16 protein-coding genes and 1 tRNA gene are annotated in these 16,640 nt (G+C 63.3%); 5 read left to right on the top strand and 12 right to left on the bottom strand.

Annotated elements, in window-relative coordinates:
* Positions 1-28: 28 nt before the first annotated feature.
* Positions 29-595, top strand: a complete 567-nt coding sequence (locus tag YUU_RS0118510) for an invasion associated locus B family protein (protein WP_027523741.1) — start codon at positions 29-31, stop codon at positions 593-595.
* Between the two features lie 15 nt (positions 596-610).
* On the opposite strand, the gene YUU_RS0118505 is transcribed toward YUU_RS0118510, so the two are convergent.
* The 6 genes from YUU_RS0118505 to YUU_RS0118480 all read right to left on the bottom strand — a co-directional run bounded on the left by YUU_RS0118505 (position 611) and on the right by YUU_RS0118480 (position 5,829).
* A complete protein-coding gene (locus tag YUU_RS0118505) occupies positions 611-1,330 on the bottom strand; it encodes an ABC transporter ATP-binding protein (protein ID WP_027523740.1) in 720 nt (239 codons plus the stop codon).
* Positions 1,327-2,091, bottom strand: coding sequence for an ABC transporter ATP-binding protein (locus tag YUU_RS0118500; RefSeq protein ID WP_027523739.1), 765 nt, complete (start codon positions 2,089-2,091; stop codon positions 1,327-1,329). Before YUU_RS0118500 ends, YUU_RS0118505 begins: the two co-directional genes overlap by 4 nt.
* The gene (locus tag YUU_RS0118495) at positions 2,081-3,052 is read right to left on the bottom strand and encodes a branched-chain amino acid ABC transporter permease (RefSeq protein ID WP_027523738.1); all 972 of its coding nucleotides are present in this window, start codon (positions 3,050-3,052) and stop codon (positions 2,081-2,083) included. Before YUU_RS0118495 ends, YUU_RS0118500 begins: the two co-directional genes overlap by 11 nt.
* On the bottom strand, positions 3,052-3,915 hold the full coding sequence (locus tag YUU_RS0118490) for a branched-chain amino acid ABC transporter permease (RefSeq protein ID WP_027523737.1): 864 nt from the start codon (positions 3,913-3,915) through the stop codon (positions 3,052-3,054). Before YUU_RS0118490 ends, YUU_RS0118495 begins: the two co-directional genes overlap by 1 nt.
* Before the next feature lie 63 nt (positions 3,916-3,978).
* Positions 3,979-5,232 carry an ABC transporter substrate-binding protein gene (locus YUU_RS0118485; protein WP_027523736.1) on the bottom strand — a complete coding sequence of 418 codons (1,254 nt, stop codon included), beginning with the start codon at positions 5,230-5,232 and terminating at the stop codon, positions 3,979-3,981.
* A 231-nt stretch (positions 5,233-5,463) separates the two neighbouring features.
* Positions 5,464-5,829 carry a DUF1428 domain-containing protein gene (locus YUU_RS0118480; RefSeq protein WP_027523735.1) on the bottom strand — a complete coding sequence of 122 codons (366 nt, stop codon included), beginning with the start codon at positions 5,827-5,829 and terminating at the stop codon, positions 5,464-5,466.
* Between the two features lie 303 nt (positions 5,830-6,132).
* Between YUU_RS0118480 and YUU_RS0118475 the strand changes: the two genes are divergently transcribed.
* The 3 genes from YUU_RS0118475 (at position 6,133) to YUU_RS0118465 (ending at position 8,603) form a co-directional block, all read left to right on the top strand.
* Positions 6,133-6,206 (top strand) — tRNA-Gln (locus YUU_RS0118475).
* Between the two features lie 108 nt (positions 6,207-6,314).
* The gene (locus YUU_RS51095) at positions 6,315-7,910 is read left to right on the top strand and encodes a M14 family metallopeptidase (protein WP_051389785.1); all 1,596 of its coding nucleotides are present in this window, start codon (positions 6,315-6,317) and stop codon (positions 7,908-7,910) included.
* 165 nt (positions 7,911-8,075) lie between these two features.
* Positions 8,076-8,603, top strand: a complete 528-nt coding sequence (locus YUU_RS0118465; protein WP_084801475.1) for a DUF3859 domain-containing protein — start codon at positions 8,076-8,078, stop codon at positions 8,601-8,603.
* Positions 8,604-8,634: 31 nt separating this feature from the next.
* Here YUU_RS0118465 and YUU_RS0118460 read toward each other — a convergent pair whose 3' ends face one another.
* Both YUU_RS0118460 and YUU_RS0118455 read right to left on the bottom strand, forming a co-directional pair.
* Complete coding sequence (locus tag YUU_RS0118460) at positions 8,635-9,183, bottom strand: hypothetical protein (protein ID WP_051389784.1); 549 nt, start codon at positions 9,181-9,183, stop codon at positions 8,635-8,637.
* Positions 9,184-9,366: 183 nt separating this feature from the next.
* Positions 9,367-9,741, bottom strand: a complete 375-nt coding sequence (locus YUU_RS0118455) for a hypothetical protein (RefSeq protein ID WP_027523732.1) — start codon at positions 9,739-9,741, stop codon at positions 9,367-9,369.
* A 245-nt stretch (positions 9,742-9,986) separates the two neighbouring features.
* Here YUU_RS0118455 and YUU_RS55115 point away from each other — a divergent pair, with 245 nt between their 5' ends.
* Entirely contained in the window at positions 9,987-11,624 is a 1,638-nt protein-coding gene (locus YUU_RS55115; RefSeq protein ID WP_198031775.1) for a winged helix-turn-helix domain-containing protein, read from the top strand.
* Positions 11,625-11,778: 154 nt separating this feature from the next.
* Here YUU_RS55115 and YUU_RS0118445 read toward each other — a convergent pair whose 3' ends face one another.
* The 4 genes from YUU_RS0118445 to YUU_RS0118420 form a co-directional block, all read right to left on the bottom strand.
* Entirely contained in the window at positions 11,779-12,273 is a 495-nt protein-coding gene (locus YUU_RS0118445) for a hypothetical protein (RefSeq protein WP_027523730.1), read from the bottom strand.
* Positions 12,274-12,764: 491 nt separating this feature from the next.
* Positions 12,765-13,568, bottom strand: a complete 804-nt coding sequence (locus YUU_RS0118430; RefSeq protein WP_027523729.1) for a lytic transglycosylase domain-containing protein — start codon at positions 13,566-13,568, stop codon at positions 12,765-12,767.
* A gap of 151 nt (positions 13,569-13,719) precedes the next feature.
* Complete coding sequence (locus YUU_RS0118425; RefSeq protein ID WP_027523728.1) at positions 13,720-14,514, bottom strand: shikimate dehydrogenase; 795 nt, start codon at positions 14,512-14,514, stop codon at positions 13,720-13,722.
* Positions 14,515-14,519: 5 nt separating this feature from the next.
* Entirely contained in the window at positions 14,520-16,379 is a 1,860-nt protein-coding gene (locus YUU_RS0118420) for an NAD(P)/FAD-dependent oxidoreductase (RefSeq protein ID WP_027523727.1), read from the bottom strand.
* Positions 16,380-16,640 lie beyond the last annotated feature (261 nt).

The raw sequence follows: 16,640 nt of genomic DNA, 5'->3' as shown, positions 1-16,640 counted from the left end.
CCCTCCTTTCAAGCCAAAGCGATATTTCATGTCCATGCGCTCCAATCTTGCCGCCCTCCTTTCGGTTGCCTTGCTGTGGAGCGGATCCGCTCACGCCCAGGGCACCAAATCCAAGGCGGCTCCGCCCCAGGCCGCACAGCCCGCGGCTCCTGCCGCGCAGCCGCAGGCCGACGTTGCGCCGGCGCCGCAAGCAGGCTGGGCCGCGCGCTGCACCAGCGCGAGCCGCGATGCACCGCTGGAATGCGCGATCGAGCAGAACGCGGTGCTGACCAAGACGGGACAGCTCATCGTGCTGATCAACATCCGCGTGCCCGCCGACACGCGCGTACCCACGGCGCTGATCCAGCTGCCACTCGGCCTCAATATCCCCGTCGGCGCCAAGCTCCAGGTCGACGAGGGCAAGACGGTCGACCTGCCGATCCAGACCTGCGAGAATCGCGGCTGCTACGTCTCGACGCCGATTTCCGCGGACCTGCTTGCGGCGCTGAAATCCGGCAAGCAGTTGAAGGTCTCCTTCCAGAACATGTCCAAGGAGACCATCAACATCCCGATGCCGCTCACCGATTTTGCGGCCGCCTACGACAAGATCAAGTAACGGGCCGCGTCCGTCTCACCCTGCCCCCAGATAGGCCTTCTGCACCTGCGGATCGTTCGCCAGCGCCGTCGCGGTGCCGGACAAGACGCTTCTGCCCACCTGCAAGACGGTTGCGAAATCGGAGACTTCGAGGGCAAGCTCGATCGACTGCTCGGCGAGCAGGATGGTCAGGCCCTCGCGATGCAGGCGGCCGAAGGTTTCGTACATGGACTCCACGACCGCCGGCGCCAGCCCGAGCGACGGCTCGTCCAGCATCAACAGTTTCGGGTCGCTCATCAGCGCGCGGCCGACCGCGAGCATCTGCCGCTCGCCGCCCGACATGGTGCCCGCTCGCTGGTTGCGGCGTTCCTTGAGCCGCGGAAAGATCTCGTAGACACGCTCGAGCAGCGCCGCCTTGCGCGACTTGTCGTGCAACGGCGTCGTGCCGAGCAGGAGATTGTTCTCGACGCTCTGCTGCACGAACAGCCGCCAGCCCTCCGGGGACAGCGCAAGCCCCTTGCGCACGATCGCAAAGGCCCGTTGGCCCGCGATTGCCTCGCCCCGAAAGCTGATCGTGCCTGAATGTACCGGGATCAGGCCTGCGATCGCGTTCAGCGTCGTGGTCTTGCCGCCGCCATTGGAGCCGAGCAGCGCGACGATGCTGCCCTTGGGGACTTCCAGCGATACGTCGGACACGCCGATCAGGTCGCCATAGCGCACTTCGAGGTGCTCGATCCGAAGCAGAAGCCCGCTCATGTGGGGCCGCCCATCAGTTCGATCGGCGTGTGGCCGGCAGCCGCTTTGGCGGCACGCGTACCGAGATAGGCCGCGATCACCGCCGGGTTCGCCGTTACCTCATGCGGGCTGCCGCGGGCGATCTCCTTGCCCTGGTGAAACACCATCACCCGGCTCGCCAGCGACATGATCACTTCCATGATGTGCTCGACGATGACAAGCGTGATGCCGGCGCGGTGGATGTCGCGCACCAGATCGATTGCGAGCCTGACCTCATGCGCATTGAGACCCGCCATCGCTTCATCGAGCAGCAGCAGCTTCGGCTCGGTGGCAAGCGCACGGGCAATCTCCAGGCGCTTGCGGCCGGGCGTGCCGAGCGAGCGCGCCGGCGCATCCGCTAGCCTGATCATCCCGACCCGCTCCAGCACCGCGCGCGCCTTGGCCTCGGCTTCGGCGCGAGGCTTGGTACGCAGGAACGCGCCGATCATGACGTTCTCGAGCACCGTCATGCCCTCGAACGTCTGCGGCACCTGGAAGGTGCGCGCGAGCCCGAGCTGCGCGCGCCGCTCCGGCGCGAGATCGGTGATATCGCGGCCTTCGAACAGGACGTGGCCTGCGGTCGTCCTGAGATCGCCGGTAAGGCAGTTGAAGAAGGTCGACTTGCCGGCGCCGTTCGGCCCGATCAGGCCGAGGATATCGCCCTGCTCTAGCGTCACGGAGGCATCGTCGACCGCCTTGAAGCTGCCGAAGGCCTTTGTGATGCCGCGCGCTTCAAGGAGCATGAGGCGCTCCCACTTCGCTTCCCGGCTTGGGCCGGCGCTTGAAAAGGCTCAAGATGCCGCCGGGCTGAAAGCGCGCGATCAGCACGATGATCGCGCCATAGACCACGAAGGTGAGGCCTGCGCCCTTGCCGCCAAGCACGCTGTTGGAGATTTCCTCCAGCGGCACGAGGATTGCGGCGCCGACCAGCGGACCGAACAGCAGCCCTGCCCCGCCGAGCGCGGCCATGATCAGGATCTTCACGGAGATCAGGATGCCGAGGCCGGACTCGGGGTCGACGAAACCGAACATCATCGCATAGAGCGCCCCGGCGACGCTCGTCAGCGCCGCGCTCAGCATGAACGCGTAAAGTTTCGTGCGACTCGCGGGCGCACCGAGCGAGCGCGCGGCACGCTCGGAATCCTTGATCGCACGCAGATAGAATCCCATCCGGCTGTTCGTCATCCACCAGGTGATGAAGAGCGTGATCGCAAGAACCAGGAGGAAGAGATAGTAGTAGGGCAGCGACGAGATGAACGAGAGATCGAAGATGTTGCGGGCGACCGTCGGGCCGGATAGGCCCACCGCCGCGCCAAGGTAATCCGTGTTGGTGACGATCAGCCGCATCGTCTCGGCCACCGCAATCGTCGCCATGCTGAAATAGTGACCAGACAGGCGCAGCGTCGGCACGCCGATGACGGCCGCCAGCGCCGCCGCAATCACGATGCCACCGGGAATGCCGAATAGCGGCGACAGACCGAACTTGGCGTAGGCGCCCATCGCCGCGTAGGCGCCGCAGCCGAAGAACACGACATGGCCGACGGAGACCTGCCCGGCATAGCCGCCCACGATGTTCCAGGCCGAGGCCGCGATCGCATAGAGCAGCACCAGCGCGCCAAGGCGCTGCTGGAACGGCGAGGACAGCAGCAATGGATAAGCGATCGCGACCGCTGACAGTACCGACAGCCAGAGCAGGCGCCGCATCACACCTTCCCCATCAGGCCTTGCGGCCGGAACCACAGGAAGAACAGGAACAGGATGTAGACGACGATGTCCTTGTAGACTGCGCCGATCAGGAAGCCCGACAGCGACTCGATGACCCCGATCAGAAGGCCCGCAACCAGCGCGCCTGGCACGCTGCCGAAACCGCCGAGCGAGACCGTGACGAAGGCGACGATGCCGAGCGTTTCGCCCACCGTCGGCACGATGTAGAAGAAGTTCGCGATCAGCGCGCCGGCAAGTCCCGTCGCACCCGCCGCAATCGCCCAGGCGATCGCCTGCATCGTGTCGGGCCGGATACCCATGAGCTGGGCGGCGGTTGCATCCTCCGCCACCGCGAGCATTTTCGAGCCGAGTGAGGTGCGCGTCAGCAACAGGTGCAGGCCGAGCGTAACCAGCAGCGCGACGACGCCGGCAAGCAGCCGCGACGCCTCTAGGCGCAGCCCCGCCACCGCATACGTGCCGCCTACGATATTCTGCGGCAGCGACTTGAAGTCGGCACCGAACCACCAGAACACGGAATAGCGCAAAAGCAATGCCAGACCGAAGGTGCCGAGGATCTGCGCCAGCATCGGCCCCTTCATGATGTCGCGGATCAGGCCGAAATAGACGACGACGCCGAGCGTCGCCAGCACCAGCACAGCCAGCGGCGCGCCGAGAAGCGGCCCGCCTCCCATCAAGGTGTAGACGACATAGGCGACGTACATGCCGAGCATGACGAAATCGCCATGCGCGAAATTGACGATGTTCATCATGCCCCACACCAGGGTGAGGCCGGAGGAAAACAGGGCGTAGACGGCACCGAGCAGGAGCCCGCCGACGATCACCTGCACGAGAACAAAGGACATGAGCCGCGCCGCTCTATCAAGCCGACAAAAAAGGCGGGACCGCCGGTCCCGCCTCCGAAATCGTCACCAGCCCTTGTAGGGCATCACCGGCGCCTTCTCGGCATTGCCCTTCGGCCACACCGAGACATAATTCTCGCCGTCCTGAAGCTGGATGATGTAGGCCGACGCCAGCACGTTCTGCCCCTTCTCGTCGAACTTCACGCCCTTGTAGCCCATGATGAGTTGCTCGGGCTTGAGGTCGGTCGCCTTCAGCGCCGCCTGGATTTTCGCAGGATCGGTCGAGCCCGCGCGGTCGATGGCGTCGACCAGCACGAAGAAGCCCTGCATCTCGCGCCCGACCGTGTCCTCCATCTCCTCGCCGCTCTTCTTCTTGTACATGTCGGCGATGACGGCGCTGGGCGAGCCGGCGGGGCCAACGGCCCAGGACGAGCGGTTGAACACGCCCTGCGAGAGCTTTCCGACCGCCTTGATGAAGGACGGATCGGAATAGCCGGCATCGTCAGCCAGCAGCATCGGCGGCTTGTAGTCGAGCGATTGCATGGTTTTCGCAAACAGGATCGCATCCGACGTGTAGGAGATCATCAGCACGACGTCGGGCTTCTTTTCCTTGAGCTGAAGCACCTGCGCCTGCAAGTCGGTGGCGTTGACGGCATAGGCGACGTCGATGACACCGGTGCGTCCCTTCTCCTTGAAGCCTTTGGTGATCGTGTTGGCGACGGAGGTGCCGTATTCGGTGTTGTCATGGACCAGCGCGATCGTGTCAGTCTTCGCTCCGGCCGCCTTCATGTCGGTCAAGAATTCGTCGTAGATGCGAACGAAATCCGGCGCGATCGGCGTGGTGCGGAAAAACCATTTGAAGCCGCGCTCGGTGAGATTGGCGGCGACCGATTCCGGCGTCAGGTATGGAATGCCGTATTTCTCCGCAATCGCGCTCGATGTCAGCGTAATGCCGGACTGGTAGGCGCCGAGGATCGCGACCACCTTCTCTTCCGTGATCAGACGCAGTGCCTGGTTTTGCCCGGTGGCCGGGCTGCCCTGGTTGTCGGCGATGACAATCTCGACCTTGGCGCCGCCAAGGCCTGCGAGCCCGGCGTTCTTGGCAAGCGGCAGCTTGTCGAGCTCGGGATGGGCGTTGTTGATGATGTCGGTCGCGACTTCGAGCGCGGCCTTGGCATGCGCACCGATCGACGCCGTGCTGCCGGACATCGGCAAAATGACTCCGATCTTGACGACCTTGTCCTCAGCCTGCGCGCCTGCCGCAAGCACAACGGTCATCGCGGCCGCGCAAAGCAGCCGCGTAGTGAGCTTCAATGCCATGAACCACACCTCCCAAAGGGTTTCCCCGACCAGATTTTTAAGGCTTGGAAGCTTCGGCGAGCGGCCTGCTTCCATTTGATTTTCCTGGCGCGCGAAGGATGGCATGCCACTCTGGAACCGGCAAGGTGAAACGCGATTGCACAATGCGGCATTGGCACATGGACTATGCCCGTCGCAATCGCGAACACGCTTTCGCGCTCGTTGCGCGTTTCGCCTGACCTTTGCCGACGGTCAGGCCGACTCCGCGCGATGCGCCTCGATAAAGGTTTCGAAGCCGCCGAAGATCAGGCGCTTGCCGTCGAAGGGCATGCCGGCGTTCTTCAGTCGGGAATCCTCCATCACCTTCTTGTTGATGGCATCGCGGCTTTCGCGGTCGCGGTAGACGATCCAGGACAGCACCACGATCTCGTCCTCCTTCGCCATCACCGCGCGCGGAAACGAGGTCACCTCACCGTAGGGAACGTCGTCGCCGAGGCACTCGATATAGTCGAGCGCGCCGTGCTCCATCCAGACCTCGCATGCCGTTCGCGCCAGCGCCTTGTAGGCGTCGACCTTGTCCTTCGGCACGGCGAGCACGAAACCATCGACATAGGGCATCACGGGTCTCCTTCTGCGATTTGCCTGCCCTGAGGACGATTGAGGAGACGACGTCCCGACCGCGGTATCAGGCTTTGAAGATGGGGCAAACCGTCGCGCGCACCCCCGCCTCGGCTGCCCGCGCCGGCCGCGGTTTCGATCGCCTGGTTTCGCGCCAGCGAAAATCCCCTCCACAGCAGTGCTTGCAAGCCCAGAGGCGAGCGGGTAGAAACCCACCACGCCTGAGCCGTGATTTGCGCCGCGCGCGCCTCCGGCCGCCGCCCGACAGTTCAATAAACTATTGAATTTGTTAGGCAATTCCGTTGGGGAATGGTGTAACGGTAGCACAACAGACTCTGACTCTGTTTGTCTTGGTTCGAATCCAGGTTCCCCAGCCATCGAAATTCTTCAATTTATTCAGCGATACCACCGATAATGTCCTGCGCATCACCCGGCGCCCTGCTGCTGCAATTGCTTTAGAGTTGCGATGTCGCTGGGGGTGATCAATGTTTTATCGGCGCTATGTCCGCGGCTCGTTCGCCGCCGCAGTCTTTCTGGCCTCCTCCGCCTTGTCGCTTGCGGGATTCAATCCCGCATCCGTCTATCAGGAGGCTCCGGAGGTCGCCGCGCGCTATCCCGATGCGGAGGTGCACTACACCACGCCGGCCTTTGCGCCCGGAAAGCAGGATTTCACCTCGCATAGCGAGTTGATGGCCTTCCTGGAGGCGCTCGCGGCCAAGTCGCCGGCCATGCGGATGGAGATTGGCGCCCGCTCCCAGCAAGCACGCGTCTTCCCCGTTCTGTTCTTCTCCCGCGATCAGAACGCGTTAGGCAATGGAGCGAAGCCGGTGGTTCTCATCATCGGCCAGCAGCACGGCAATGAACCTGCCGGCGGTGAAGCGGCCCTGGTTCTAGCGCAGCGCCTCGGCGCCGGCGATCTCGCCGATCTCCTCGCTGCGATCGACGTCATCATCGTCCCGCGCGCCAATCCGGATGGCGCTGACGCGTTTGTCCGCGGACTGGCGAACGGCATGGACCCCAACCGGGATCATACGCTGCTGCGAACCCCGGAAATCCAGACGATCGGCGCTCTGTTCAACCAATTCCATCCGCAACTCGTGCTGGATTGCCACGAATTCACCGTGGGCGGCCGCTGGGTCGAGAAAGTCGGCGGCGTCCAACGCATCGACGCGATGATCCAATACGCCACGGTCCCCAATCTTCCGCCGAGCCTGGAGAAGGCCGAATCCCAGCTTTTCCTTCCGGCGATCCTGCAGGCCTTCGATACGCACGGTCTGACGCATGACTGGTATCACACGACCGACGGCAGTCGTCGCGACTCGCCCGTCGCGATGGGCGGGATCGGACCGGATACCGGGCGCAACGTCGCCGGCTTGCGCAATGCCGTCAGCTTCCTGCTGGAAACCCGCGGTGTGGGGCTTGGGCGCGCGCATCTGGCGCGGCGGGTCGAGACGCATGTCGTTGCGGCCGAAGCCATCCTGCAACTAGCGGCCAAGGATCCCGGCGCATTTATGCAGTTGTCGAAGCAGGCTTCAATCGAGGCCACCACGTCCGACAAGCCCGTCGTCGTCGTCGCGCATGGACATCCCGAATCGCGTGAGATGGTGTTCGTCGATCCCAAGACCGGTGCGGATAAACCCGTCACGGTAACGTGGGTCTCGGCGCTGAAGATCGACCCGGCGCTGACGCGCCCCCGACCAGCGGGCTATCTCATCAGCCGTGACAACACCTGGGCCATCGACGCGATCAAGCGGGCTGGCCTGACCTTTCAGCTCGTTGCGACTGCTGCGGTGGTTCCAGGCGATCACTATCGGGCAACCGACGTTACTTCGGGAGCGAAGGAAGATGTGCGCGGCGACGACACAGGTGCCGGAGCGATCATCAAGGGGACTTTTGCGCTGGAGAAGGCCGATATCGCTTTGACGCCGGACGATGTCTTCATTCCATTCAATCAGCCCTTATCGGGCCTTGCCGTCGCACTGCTGGAGCCTGAAAGCGACGCCGGGCTGGTCGCCAACAAGTTTGTTCCAGCCACCAACGGACAAGTCTTGTCGATTTCGCGACTCGATCGTGCGCCGTAACGCGTTCAGGTCCTTCGCAAGCTTAATGTGCAATATGCCGCATCGTAACGTCACGTATTGCCGCCATCGGCTGGCAACTCGGCGAAGAACCTGCGATTTCCACCGAACTTGAAACCTGATCGCCCCGACAAAGGCTCGGTATCTAGCAATCCGTGGACAGCATTAATGCGGGCTCTTCGTACGAGGGGATATGTTTGGTGGACGGCAGCCCTCGTGCTCGCAGTCTTCTCGCAAGCGGGCTCTGCCGAGTTGCCGACGGTCACGGGCGCCGACATCCCGCAGTTCGGGATCTACGAGGCCAGGGTCCTCGCCACCGACAAATCAGCGGGACCGCCGAGTGGAACGATCGATCGCGTCGCCTGGCAATTCACGCCGAGCACCACGACGGTTCCGGCGCGCAAGGGCATTCGCTTTGGCTATGAATATCGCCTCACGGGCGAACCGGATGGAGCGCTCGTGCCGGTCCGGAGCATCACCATCTTCCCACCCGGCGGCATGCGCAATCCGCGCACGGGCGAGGTCTTCTCTCGCAGCGATGTCACCGAGCGCTGGGCCATCGGCAGCACTGTGCTGCACGGCTACAGCCTCGACGACGACTGGGAAGCCGTTCCCGGCACCTGGGTACTGCAGACCTGGGTGGGCGAGCAGAAGGTCGCCGAGATGGAGTTCACGCTAGCTCGAAGCGCCAATTAGGATTGCGGGATCGCAACACAAGCCGTCCGCTTCACGCCATCGTTCCCGGCATGAAGCAGCGAACGCTCACACCCATCGGGCCGTACAGCGGCCAGACCAGTGTCACGTTAGCCCTGTTCGGTTCGTCGATGACGGCCTTGTCGGGTACGTAAACCCACTCGGTTTCCACGTTAGTGGCGCCGGCCATCGCGCGCTCGAAGCCCCTAGACGTTGTCGGCACGCGGACGCGGTAATGGTTGCCGTCAATCTCCCAGTCTACCTCCGACAAATGCATCGCTTCGCTACCATCGCAGCACAAATCCCCCTTTCGGTCATGGAGCCTCTCAAACCACTTCGACAGATCGGCTCGATTGTGATCGTGCGCGAGCATGGCGCCGGGGATGCCAGCTAACATTAGCGTTGGCGTTACCGTACTCTCCTCCACTTGGGCCGCTGCGAGCAGAGCTACTTGGTGCCGCCGGGTGATCGGGAAGTCCCCAAGTTCAAAAGGTGGAAGATGCAATCTGCACGCATTTGCGTGATTAGTCGCCACGAGTCCGATGGCGGCAGCGACGGTCACAATCAAGAACTGGGTTCTCATGGGGTCACCTCTTCGATTAGAGATACTTCCTCCACGAATTCCGTACGCACCGCAGCCCGACCACGGACGCACCATGTGAACCACTTCACTTGAGTCCCGGAAATCCCGCATGGGTTCAAAGGATCAGCGGCAACAATGGACTACCAGTTGTGGAACAGGCTTTCGTTCGAAAACGCTAATCGGTCACATCATGACCCCGGGCATGAAACAACGAATTTCGATGCGCCGCAGGTTACCGCCGAGCACCCAATAGTAGACGGGCCAGACCATTGTCCTACCGGCGCGGTTCGGCTCCTTGATCACGGCGGCCTCCGGTACGTCCCACCATTGGCGCTCGATGCGCACGCGGTAGTGGCCCTCTCTCACCTCCCAGTCGATGTCGGATAGCGCCTTGCCGTCGGTGTCGGAACAGCATGGCCCCTTGCCACTTTTGAGGCTCTCGAACCAGCTATTGAGTTCGGGGCGACTATGATCGTGCGCGTGCGCCACGAAATGCCAGACTAGCGGCACGATCAGCGTCGCCGCCGTGATGGGAGCCATCGAAAATATCTTCCTCATTTGCAATCTCCTTAAAAAAAATAAGAGATTGCCCCCTGCTGTTCGCTCCGGAGACACTCCGCGCCCGTTTATTTGTTGCGTTGCAGCTTCTCGGGTTACCGCTGGCTCAGGGCAGCGGCCCTCATTGTCAATGTAGCGCAGGTCTGTGGTGAGACAGGACGAAAAAGGACGATGAAAGACGAAATCAGGTTTTGCCGTTGCCTTGAGGCGCACTTGCCGGTCCGCTAAGATGGATGGTGGGAGGCATGCTCATGGCCTGCCTGCGGCTGAACGGATATACGCTCGATTTGGATCAAGCGCAGTTGTTTGACCAGCACGGCCAAGCCGTTGAGCTGCGGCCTCAGGCTCTGGCAGTTTTGCTCGAACTGGCGCGCCGGCACGGAGAGCTGGTTACAAAGCGCGATCTAAGTGCGAGAGTCTGGCCGGACGTTTCGGTGACCGACGATTCGCTTGTGCAATGCGTGGTCGAGATCCGGCGCACCCTCGGTGACACCCGGCAGCAAGTCGTGCGGACGATGCCACGACGTGGTTACCTTCTGATCGTCGACGCGACCGACACGGCACCGCGCGATGTGCGGAGCTTCTATAGCTTGGCCGCCGCCGTTGCGATGATGGTAGTGGCGATCGTGCTGGCCTGGCAATTTCTACTCCCCGGGGCAACCCCCGGGCGCCGCGACGCACACGACAGGATGGTGGCCGATGTTGCAGTTCTGCCTTTGCGCGTGCTCAACGCCTCTGGCGAAAGCAGTCCGGACGGCAACGGATTAGCCTACATGATTGCCAGCGACCTTGCGCGCAACCCCGACCTGCATATCGTCTCAACCCTCGCCACAGCTGAGCTTCGCGGCAAGAACCTGTCCCCGGCGCAGATCGCTGCGATGACCCACGCTCGCTACCTCGTGGACGGCAGCGCGGAGAGGCGCGGCGACCGGCTGCAGCTCAACGTGCAACTGATCGCTTCCGGCGACAGTAGCATCGTCTGGAGCGGCCGGTTCGAGCCCACCGCGCACGACTTGCCCGACGTTACCGAGGCGTTGATCTCGCGGATTAGCGCCTCACTCGGTGCAACCGTGCGCGAGTCGGACCGGACCGTGTTACGGAACCGTGCGCCAGCCTCGCTTGATGCGCACGCGCGCGTGCTGCGCGCGATCGCGTTGACTATTGCGCCGAGTCCTGAGGGCCTTCGCCAGGCGCGGCAGGAGCTGGAACAGGCGGTCCGCCTTGATCCGAACTACGCCCCCGCATGGGCGCATCTCGGACAGGCGAAGACATTGTTGATCTTTGGCCATCACGATCCTGGGCTCAGTCGTCAGGACTTGCCGCAGGCGATCGCTGATATCGAGCACGCGACTGCGCTGGATCCGCTGCTTGCCAGCTCGTGGCGAGTGCTGTCCATCGCGATCGACTCGAGCAAGAACCCCGAAGCAGCAGTGAGCGCGGCCGAGCGGGCGACTCAACTCGGCCCTGGCGATCCGGACAATTGGCTCGCCCTCGCCGTCGCACAGCACCATGCCGGTCGAACCCAAGCAGCTATTGAAGCCTTCGAGAAGGCGGTCTCCTGGAGCCCGCTACGCCCACCGCATTACGCCATCGTAGCGGCAAGGCTGCGCTATTCCGTGCAGGATTATGAAAATGCGCTGCGATATGCGCGCGAATGTATGGATCGAACACCTGCGCTGGGCGTCTGCAAGGCGATCTGGCTGTCGTCACAGGTCCGTACCGGCCACTCCGTCCAGGCGGAGGCAGCGTGGCCCGCACTGGTTGCGGCCACACCAGCTTTGCAGACGTATCGGATGACTCCGTACAATACGCCCATGGCTCTATCGATTGATGAGGACCTCGACAGACTTCGCAAAAGCAACACCCGGGCAATGGCCCAGTGAAGCTCCAGGCGGATGAGCCTGATGTGATCACTCAATGTCGGCTTTTCTTGACGCGGGAGCGGCCTTCGAGGTCATTCTAGACGGAATCATCCGCGTGCCTTTGCGGCGCCGTGAGGTCAGGCGATGACATCACGCGACGAATCCGCCCTCGCCCCTACTTCCTGTTCTCCTCGCAGAACTTCAGCGCGCCTAGCACCTCGCCCGCGTGCGGGATCTGCATCTCGATGCTGTCCTCATCATCATCCTCGAAATCGACGGTGAGGCGCTTCGCCTTCGACAGCTTGTCGAGGATCGACTGGTTGAATTCGAAGATGCCGCGCACGGTGGTCTTGTCCATGACCTCCCACTTGGCGCTCTTCATGATGTCGGCGTCGTCGGTGGCGAAATCGGCCTTCAAGATCTCGCCTACCTTGTCCCACTCCCAGCCGTCATAGATCATCACGATGACGATCGCCTTGTCGGAGTAGGACAGCACGATCACATAGTCGCGGTTCTCGTCGTCCTTGTCCTTGTAGCCGCGGCTCGCGTTGCAGTGGGTGTCCTGCGAGCGTTTCTCGATGGTCCAGTCGCCGACCTTGGATTGCTGCGCCAGCGCAGGTGTCGCTGAAAATCCCGCAAGCAGCGCGATCGTGAAAAGCAATTTCTTCATATTGTCCTCCAGCCGTTTCCCCGGAACAAGCTGACCATCTCTGCAGGAGAGCCGCAAGCGCTCCCCAACCGGCGATGCAACCTGCGATCGCGTGGTTAACGGGTGTGCGAGGGCCCGCGCCGCCTGCGGCGTCCTGAACGGTTCCGACGAAACCCTTTCCCCGAACCCACGAAACACGCTCGAAACAGACTGTCCATTATGGTGGCTGTCAAAATCATACAGGGACGGCCACCATGCAATTCTTCCTCGACCTGATCTGGGACTATTCCTGCGGCCAATACCTCGTCGCGCTGCCTCCGCGGGAGGACGAGCTATGATCGAGCTGATCTCCGCCTTCCTCGCCCTTTGCAGCATCGGCGTTTTTGCAGCGCACGCGCTCGACGCCTATCGGACGTCACACTATTGAGACGGGGCGCGCTCATTTGGCATGATCTTTTCGGAAAACCGCTGCGCACTTTGCGCTAACGCGGCCCTTCGGGTCCGGATCATGTTTAGCGCCCCCCCTCCCCATCGATCTGCCGCCCCATCAGCGCGATCGCCTTCTGGTAGACCCCGGCGGCATTCCAGGCTTCGATCGCCGCAAAGTTAGGCTCGCCCGGCTGGTAGCCGGCTCCTGCTCGCCAGCCATGTGCCTTTAGGAAATTCGCGGTCGAGCTCAGCGCATTGGCGGCGTTATCGAGATTGCCGGTACCATAGGCCAGGATGTTCTTGGGCATGAACTGGGTCTGGCCGACCTCGCCATGCATGGAGCCGCGCTGCCCAGGCGACATTGAGCCACGATCAATCAGCTTCAGGGCAGCATAGAGCTGGTCAGTAAAGAACTCCGGCCGGCGGCAGTCATAGGCGAGCGTCGCGATCGAGGACAGCATGTTCTGGTTGCCGCGCTGGCTGCCAAAGCCGGTCTCCATCCCCCAGATCGCGATCAACGGCCCCGGCGGCACGCCGTAGCGCTGCTGGATCGAAGCGAACAAGGCGGCCTGCGACTGCTTCAGCGAGCGCCCGCGCGCCACGATGGTCGAGGCGCCGCGCTTGGCCAGAAATTGGTCGAGCGAGAGCGAAAAACTGTGCTGGCTGCGATCGGCCGCAATGGTCGCGCTCGCGTAATTGGTCTGCATCAACGCGCCGATGCCGGTCGCGCCGATGCCCTTGCCACGGGCCTCCTCGCCGAACGCGCGCTTCCAGCCTTCAAAGCCGCCGGGCCCGTTGCCGCATTGCGCGGCGCCGGCCGCCCCGAGATGTGCGAACAGTGCGATCGCGCCGAGCGCGGCCGTTGCAATGATGCTGCCCCTGTTCATTTTCGTTCCTCTGTTCGGGGCATGCGCCCTGCTCGCAACCAACCGACGGCCGGCATTCGCCCGCCTTCACGGCATGATCCTACGCCAGCTCCGATCGTCAAGCCCCGCCGCGCGCAAACAACGCGCGGCTCGACGCTTGACATTCTCGAGGTCATCCGCCGAGCAGAAAGTCCACCATGATGCTCTGGTGCTGCTGATACATGTCGGTGCCGGTCGCCGTGACGCAGCCGACCTTTCGCGCCGCTGCGATGAAGGGCGAAACCTCCGGCTTGGTGATGACACAGCCGCAATAGGTCGACGGCGCCAGCCTTGCGACGTCGACCGGCAGCGGATCGCCTTCGCCCATGCCGGCGGGCGTGGCGTTGGCCACGAAATCGAAACCTGTGGGATCGACTGAGCCGGCCAGCGCGCGGCCCTTGCCGAGCCTGTTGAGTTGTTCGATCAGCACGTCGCGCCGCTCAGCTGATGCGTCGTGAACGGCAATCTCGCGGACACCGGCCTCGACCAGCGCGAGCGCAATCGCCGAGCCCGCTCCGCCGGCACCGACCAGCAGCGAGCGCATCCCCTCAGGGTCGATCCCCTTGGCACGCGCCGCTCCGACGAAGCCAAGCCCGTCCACCATGTCGCCGTGCCAGCCGCCATCCGCGCGGCGGCGCATCAGGTTCACGGTGCGCAGAAAATGCGCGCGGTCGGTGGCGCTGGCGCAGGCCTGATAGCAGGCGAACTTATGCGGGATGGTTGCGACGATGCCGTCGAGATTTTTCAGCCGCGTCGCCACCGCAAGGAAACCGGACAAGTCGGCAGGCGCGACCTGGACGGGGACGAGGATGCCGTCATGACCACGTGCGGCGAAAGCGGCCGTGAGCCCTGCGGGCGAGCGCACCTGGGCGATGGGATCGCCGACGATGACATAGAGCCGCGTCGCGCCGCTGAGCGTCGGGGGCACGCCGCTCAAGCCGGCACCGGAGAGCTGCCGGGCTCGGCAGCGGTCACATAAGTCAATTCCAGCCCCTCCAGATTGCCCTCCTTGCGCCACTTGTCGAGCAGCCGCAGGAACGCCACCGGCCCGCGCCAATACTGGCTGTTGCGCGCGGCGATCGGATCGAACACGCCTTCGTTGTTGTAATAGCCGGGCGTGCATTCGGCGAGATAGGTCTGCCGGCCGATCGCGGCCTTGACGACCTCCTCGACCCAGGCATTCTCGGCAGCCAGCGTCGGCTCCAGCGTTCGCGCGCCGCGCTTGCGTGCTTCCTTGATCACATAGGCGATGTGGCGCGACTGCTCGTCGATGATGTGCGGGAAGTTGGCGCTCTGGCCGGCCTGCACGGTGACGATCAGAAAGCAGTTGGGAAAGCCGCGGCTGTAAAAGCCGTGCATTGTCTTCACGCCCTCGCGCCAGCGCTCGGTCAGGCTGAGGCCGCCGCGGCCATGGAGCTCAAACCCCATGCGGCGGGCATAATCGGTGCCGACCTCAAAACCGCTGGCGTAGATCAGGCAGTCGAGTTCATAAGCCTTGCCGTCGACGACGACGGCGTTTTCCGCGATCCGCTCGACGCCATGGCCCTTCGTATCGACGAGATGCACGTTGGGGCGATTGAAGGTGTCGAGATATTCGTCGTGGAAGCACGGCCGCTTGCAGAACGCCTTGTACCAGGGCTTTAGCGCTTCGGCCGCCGCGGGGTCCTTCACCACGGCATCGACGCGGGCGCGGATCTCTTCCATCTTCCGGTAGTCGGCCTGCTCGATTACCTTGAGCGCCTGCTCGAGCGAGGTAACCGGCTCCGGCTGACGGCGCGGCGCGAGCAGGATTTCGCCGAGCAGACCGGTCCAGCCGTCCTGCACCAGATCCTCCTCGAACGGCTCGCCTGATATCACCGCCGTAAAATTGTCCATGCGCTCGCGCTGCCAGCCGGGCTTCAGGCTCTTGGTCCAGGTATCATCCGTCGGACGGTCGTCGCGCACGCCGATCGCCGATGGCGTGCGCTGGAAGACGTGGAGTTCCTTGGCCGCGCGCCCGAGGTGCGGCACGCATTGCACGGCGGTCGCGCCAGTGCCGATGATGCCGACGCGCTTGTCAGCGAGCCCGCTCAAGCCACCTTCCGCGGTGCCACCGGTGTAAGCGTAGTCCCAGCGGCTGGTGTGAAAGCTGTGGCCTTTGAACATTTCGATGCCAGGAATGCCCGGCAGCTTCGGCCGGCTGAGCGGGCCACCGGCGAGAATGACGAAACGCGCACGGATCTTGTCGCCGCGATCAGTCTCCACCAGCCAGCGCGCCTCCTCTTCCCGCCATTCCATCCGCGAGATGACGGTCTGAAACAGAGCGCGCTCGTAGAGGCCGAAATGATGGCCGATCCGGCGCGAGTGCTCATAGATCTCGGGCGCGCGTGCATATTTGCGCACGGGCATGTAGCCGGTCTCTTCCAGCAGCGGCAGATAGATGTAGCTCTCGGTGTCGCAGGCAGCCCCCGGATAGCGATTCCAGTACCAGGTGCCGCCGAAATCCGCGGCCTTTTCCACGATGCGGAAATCGTCGATGCCGGCCTCGCGCAGGCGCGCGCCGCATAACAGGCCACCGAAACCGCCACCGACAACGACGACCTCCGTCTCCTCGCTGATCGCCTGTCGCGTGAAGCCGGGGTCGGCCCAGGGGTCGTCGAGATAGTGGCCGAATTCGCCGGTCACCTCGACATATTGCGCCTTGCCCTCGGCCCGCAAACGCCGGTCGCGCTCGTCGCGATAGCGCGCCCGCAGCGTCGCGATGTCGATGTTGGATGCGCCGGCTGCGCCGGTCTTGTGATTGTCCAATGACATCGATGCTTCCTCCGCGGCGGGCGTTGCTCTTTCGACAACTCGTGCCAGTTAGCCCACAAAGGCCGGGATGCGCAACGAGGGCACGGTTTTGGCCGGCAAATGGATCATCGATCCCGTTCGAGGACGTCGTGCTGTCGTATCCCGACATGCCGCAGCCGCCGTTGTCGCGACGCGCGTCGATCCCGGAAGGCAATCATCGATTGACAAAATGTCGCGGGATGGAAAACATGATGGGTGCTGGCGGGACCATTCAGGCATCGA

It is taken from the genome of Bradyrhizobium sp. Ec3.3 (assembly GCF_000472925.1).
Taxonomy (GTDB): domain Bacteria; phylum Pseudomonadota; class Alphaproteobacteria; order Rhizobiales; family Xanthobacteraceae; genus Bradyrhizobium.
Note: the sequence above shows the minus strand (reverse complement) of the source record. Positions and strands in the feature narration are given on the sequence as shown.